Source organism: Actinoplanes sp. NPDC048791 (assembly GCF_040650095.1).
GTDB lineage: Bacteria > Actinomycetota > Actinomycetes > Mycobacteriales > Micromonosporaceae > Actinoplanes.
This window is the reverse complement of the sequence record NZ_JBEZGQ010000791.1, coordinates 1-4,009: the sequence shown is the minus strand read 5'-3', so window position 1 is coordinate 4,009 and position 4,009 is coordinate 1. Positions and strand designations below refer to the sequence as shown.

The following is a 4,009-nucleotide window of genomic DNA, read 5'->3' as shown; positions in this document are numbered from 1 at the left end:
GCGCCCGCGGGGCTGGAGTTGCCCGGGCGGCTTGAGTTGCCGGGGCGGCTTGGCGCGCCCGCGGGGAGCCGGTCGCCGCGAGCGTGTGCCGTATGGCCTGGAGGCCGCGAGTCAGTAGCCGAGCGCGACCGCGTGCCCCACGGTGGCCGGGTCCGTCGCCGCGGCCAGGGTCGCGGTCGCCAGGTCCGTGCGTGAGATCGAGCTGCCGCCACGCACGGTGTGGTCGAGCGCCGTGCGGTACGGCCTGGCCCCGCCGTCGGTCAGCCGGGGCGGACGCATGATCGTCCAGTCCAGACCGCTCGCCGCGACGATCCGGTCGGTGGCCACGAAATCGGTCCACGCGGCGCGCAGGAACCACCACAGGAGAGGCTTGAGGATCCGCGCCGTCACGAAGCCGTCGTGGGAGTCCTTGATGTGGCCCGCCGCGGTCACCACCACCAGCCGCCGGACCCCGGCCGCCCGCATCGCCTGAATGATCGACTCCGCGGCCGGCGCGCACACCGGCTCGTGGGCGCCCGGCCGGTGACCGAGCGCCGAGATGACGACGTCGCGGCCGGCCACGGCGGGTTCGATCGCCGCCGGGTCCATGACGTCGGCCCGGACGACCTCCACGCCGGCCGGGAAGTCCGCGGCCGAGCGGACCACTGCCGTGACAGCGTGTCCCGCCTCCAGCGCTTGTCGCACCAGCTCGACCCCGGTGCCGCCGGTCGCTCCGAACACGGTGATCTTCATGGTGACTCCTCGGTTAGTAAACGCTCACTACCTAGTCAGGGTGGTGAGTGTTCACTAACCTGTCAAGGGTGGGCACCCGAGACGTCATCCTGGACGCGGCGGCCGGCGTGATGCGCGAGCGTGGTCTGGCCAACGTGACCACCCGCCAGATCGCGGCGGCGGCCGGCTTCTCCGAGGCGACGCTCTACAAGCATTTCGCCGACAAGATCGAGCTGATGCTCGCCGTGCTGCAGGAACGCTCCACCGGCTTCGCCGAGCTGGCCGTGGCGCTGGACCGGCCGGCCGGCGACAGCCCCGACGACCTCGAGGACCGGCTGGCCGCGGTGGCCGGCGCGGCGATCGTGTTCTACACCGACAACTTTCCGATGCTCGCGTCGATCTTCTCCGACCGCACCATCCTCGCCGCCCACACCGACGGGCTGCGCAAGCACGGCCTGGGACCGCACAAGGTCAACGAGGCCATCGCGGGATATCTGAGTGCCGAGGCGCAAGCGGGTCGCATCCGAGCCGACGCCGACCTGTACGCGGCCGCGGGACTGCTGGCCGGAGCCTGCATGCAGCACGCCTTCCTCGGGCACATGGGCTGGGTGGACCGCCGTGACGACGACGCGGCCGCGCGGTCGTTCGCCCGTACGGTGATCGCGGGTCTGCGGTGAGTGGTCACCCCAGGCTGCGCCGGATCGCCGCCTCGGCCGCCGCCCAGCTCGGGGTGTGTTCGACCCAGTCGGGCGGCGGGGTGCGCTGGGGCCCGAAGAGGTAGCGGTACGGCACGACACCGCGCAGCGCCTGGTGCACGTCGAGCTTGTCGTCGACGAAGTGGGTGATCCCCAGCTGGGCACAGTGGACCGCCTTGTCCGGCCGCTTCAGGCAGAAGCGCAGGTGGTCGCCGGGGATGCCGGTCCGGGCGGCGAAGTCGTGGTGGTCGAGCCACTGGCGGGTGTGGCGCTGGACCCGTTCGCCGCACTTGGAGACGAGCCACACCTGCCCGAAGAGCGGGACCAGCCGGGCCAGCGTGTCGATCGCCGCGGGCACGGCCGGGGTCGCGAGCATCCGGGCGGTGTCTCCGCTGAAGAACTGGGTGTCGTTGCCGCCCGGGGCGCCGCCGCCGATGATGACCCGGCCGATGTCGACGCCGAGCCGGAAATGTTGTGTCGTCATGACCTCAGCCTGATCGCCGGCAAGCTAAAGCAGAACTATCGATGTCGGCGCAGCTATAGTCTCCGGTTATGAATGAGCGGGCGGTGTCGAGCGATTCCCTGACGTCCTTCGCCGTGTTCGCCGAGCACCTCAACTTCACCCGAGCAGCCGCGGAGCTGCGCATTTCCCAGCCCGCCCTGCACGTGAAAGTCCGCAAGCTGGCCCAGGTCCTGGGCCGGCCGCTCTACCACCGCAGCGGCCGGCAGCTCGTACTCACCGCGGACGGCGCGGCGGTCGCCCGGTTCGCCCGGGCGCACGACGAACGGCTCGCGGACTTCCTGGCCGAGTTCGCCGGCGTCGTGCCGGGCCGGCCGGTCGTGCTGGCGGCGGGACAGGGCGCCTACCTCTATCTGCTCGGTGACACGATCCGGGCGGTGCTGGCCGAGGAGCCGACCCGGCTGCGCCTGATCACCTGCGACCACCGGCAGATGCTCGCCGCGGTCCGCACCGGACAGGCACAGCTCGGCGTGAGCGTGCTCGACGTGCTGCCGGAAGACCTCATCGCGCTGCGGCTGGCGACCTTCCCCCAGGTGCTGCTCGTGCCGGAAGGCCATCGGCTGGCCCGGCGCCGAGCGGTGACGCTGCCGGACGTGGCCGGTTCGAGCCTGGTCGTGCCGCCGCAGCACCGGCCGCACCGAGTGCTCCTGGAGCAGGCGCTGCGTGGCGCCGGGGTGGAGTGGACGGTCGCGGTGGAGGCTGAGGGCTGGCCGTTGATCACGCACTTCGTCGGCCTGGGCGTGGGGCTGGCCATCGTCAACGGGTGCGTACCGGCTCCGGCCGGGCTGGTCGCCGTACCGGTCGAGGGTCTGCCGCCGGTGACCTATCACGTGGTCCACCAGCCCTCGGCACTGTCCGATCCCCGGGTGGCCGGTCTGCTGGACCGGATTCTGGGGTAGCCTGTAAGTAGGTACTTACTTACGTGCGGAGGTGCGCCATGACCACCCTCGACTCCCTCGGCCGGCAGCGGACGGTGCTGCTGGAGACCCGCAAGCGCGACGGCTCCTGGGTCGGCACGCCCGTCAGCCTGGTCGTGTCCGGCGGGCACGGCTATTTCCGCAGCTACGACGCGGCCGGCAAGGCCAAGCGGCTGCGCAACTTCCCCGAGGTCCGGGTGGCGCCCAGCACGATGCGCGGCCGTCCGACCGGCCCGGCCGTCCCCGGCCAGGCGCGGCTGCTCAGTGCGGCGGAGGCCGAGCCCGTGCGTGCCCTGCTCGCCGCGAAACATCCCTGGCTGCACGGCCGGATCGTGCCGGCGCTGCACCGCCGCAAGGGCTGGACCACCCTGCATTACGAGCTGACCCTGGAGCAGAGCTGAGCGGCACCCGCGACACCATCGTCACCGTGGCCATGGACCTCTTCGGCCGCCACGGCTACCACGCCACCACGATCGCCCAGATCGAGGCGGCCGCCGGGCTGTCCGCCGGGGCCGGCGGTCTCTACCGGCACTTCAAGACCAAGCGCGCTCTGCTCGAGGAGGGCCTGCGCCGGCAGTTCGAGGCCGGGCGGCCATTGGTGACCTACTTGGAGCAGACCGGCGCGGAGCTGTCCCGCCGGGACCGCTTCCTCGCCGTGGCCCGGGCCGGGCTGCGCCGGCTGGAGCAGGAACGCGACGTCAACCGGCTGCTGCTGCGCGACCTGGCGTCCTTCCCGGACCTGCTCGACCAGGTGCGCAGCCAGGAGCTGGCCCGGGTGCACGAGGCCCTGACCGGCTGGGTGGCCCGCGAGTCACCCCGGCATCCCGACCCGGCCGCGCTGGCCGCGGTGCTGATGGCGGCGGTCAGCCACTACTGGATCTTCACCGACATCTTCGCCGGCCGGCACCCGCACGGTGTCGACAGTGAACGGTTCCTCCGGACGCTGGCCGATCTCGCCGTTGCGGTTGGTGACGGTGTTGCGGACCCGCCGTAGCTTCGAGCTGTGAGCAGTGACGACAGTGATTCCGTACGCCACACCCCGCCGGCGGATCCCTGGCTGACCGAGGCACCGACCTCGGCCATCGGCGATGCCGCGGCTGAGCCCGGCGCGGCGGGCCAGGTGCCGCTGGCCGACACGGCCCGCTTCGACGACGCGGTGCCACCCG

Annotated in this window: 6 protein-coding genes; 4 read left to right on the top strand and 2 right to left on the bottom strand. The window is 72.1% G+C overall.

The annotated features are described in order from the left end of the window. Window positions 1–111: 111 nt before the first annotated feature. Entirely contained in the window at window positions 112–732 is a 621-nt protein-coding gene (locus AB0C29_RS37125) for an NAD(P)-binding oxidoreductase (protein ID WP_360830610.1), read from the bottom strand. Window positions 733–800: 68 nt separating this feature from the next. Here AB0C29_RS37125 and AB0C29_RS37120 point away from each other — a divergent pair, with 68 nt between their 5' ends. Then, a complete protein-coding gene (locus AB0C29_RS37120; protein WP_360830607.1) occupies window positions 801–1,388 on the top strand; it encodes a helix-turn-helix domain-containing protein in 588 nt (195 codons plus the stop codon). 4 nt (window positions 1,389–1,392) lie between these two features. Here the strand turns inward: AB0C29_RS37120 and AB0C29_RS37115 are convergent, their stop codons facing one another. Continuing rightward, window positions 1,393–1,890: a hypothetical protein gene (locus tag AB0C29_RS37115; protein WP_360830605.1), complete on the bottom strand. Its 498-nt coding sequence runs from the start codon at window positions 1,888–1,890 to the stop codon at window positions 1,393–1,395. Between the two features lie 83 nt (window positions 1,891–1,973). On the opposite strand from AB0C29_RS37115, the gene AB0C29_RS37110 reads away from it, so the two are divergent. Genes AB0C29_RS37110 through AB0C29_RS37100 form a run of 3 tightly spaced genes read left to right on the top strand, consistent with a single transcriptional unit; the run spans window position 1,974 to window position 3,837 of the window. Beyond that, window positions 1,974–2,825 carry a LysR family transcriptional regulator gene (locus AB0C29_RS37110; protein ID WP_360830602.1) on the top strand — a complete coding sequence of 284 codons (852 nt, stop codon included), beginning with the start codon at window positions 1,974–1,976 and terminating at the stop codon, window positions 2,823–2,825. Window positions 2,826–2,863: 38 nt separating this feature from the next. Beyond that, window positions 2,864–3,244, top strand: a complete 381-nt coding sequence (locus AB0C29_RS37105) for a PPOX class F420-dependent oxidoreductase (protein WP_360830599.1) — start codon at window positions 2,864–2,866, stop codon at window positions 3,242–3,244. Window positions 3,245–3,270: 26 nt separating this feature from the next. Beyond that, window positions 3,271–3,837 carry a TetR family transcriptional regulator gene (locus AB0C29_RS37100; protein ID WP_360830596.1) on the top strand — a complete coding sequence of 189 codons (567 nt, stop codon included), beginning with the start codon at window positions 3,271–3,273 and terminating at the stop codon, window positions 3,835–3,837. The last annotated feature ends 172 nt before the right edge of the window (window positions 3,838–4,009 follow it).

What these genes read in the sequence shown, in the direction of transcription:
- AB0C29_RS37125 (WP_360830610.1), bottom strand. Translation starts at nt 732, where the DNA reads ATGAAGATCACCGTGTTCGGAGCGACCGGCGGCACCGGGGTCGAGCTG.
- AB0C29_RS37115 (WP_360830605.1), bottom strand. Translation starts at nt 1,890, where the DNA reads ATGACGACACAACATTTCCGGCTCGGCGTCGACATCGGCCGGGTCATC.
- AB0C29_RS37105 (WP_360830599.1), top strand. Translation starts at nt 2,864, where the DNA reads ATGACCACCCTCGACTCCCTCGGCCGGCAGCGGACGGTGCTGCTGGAG.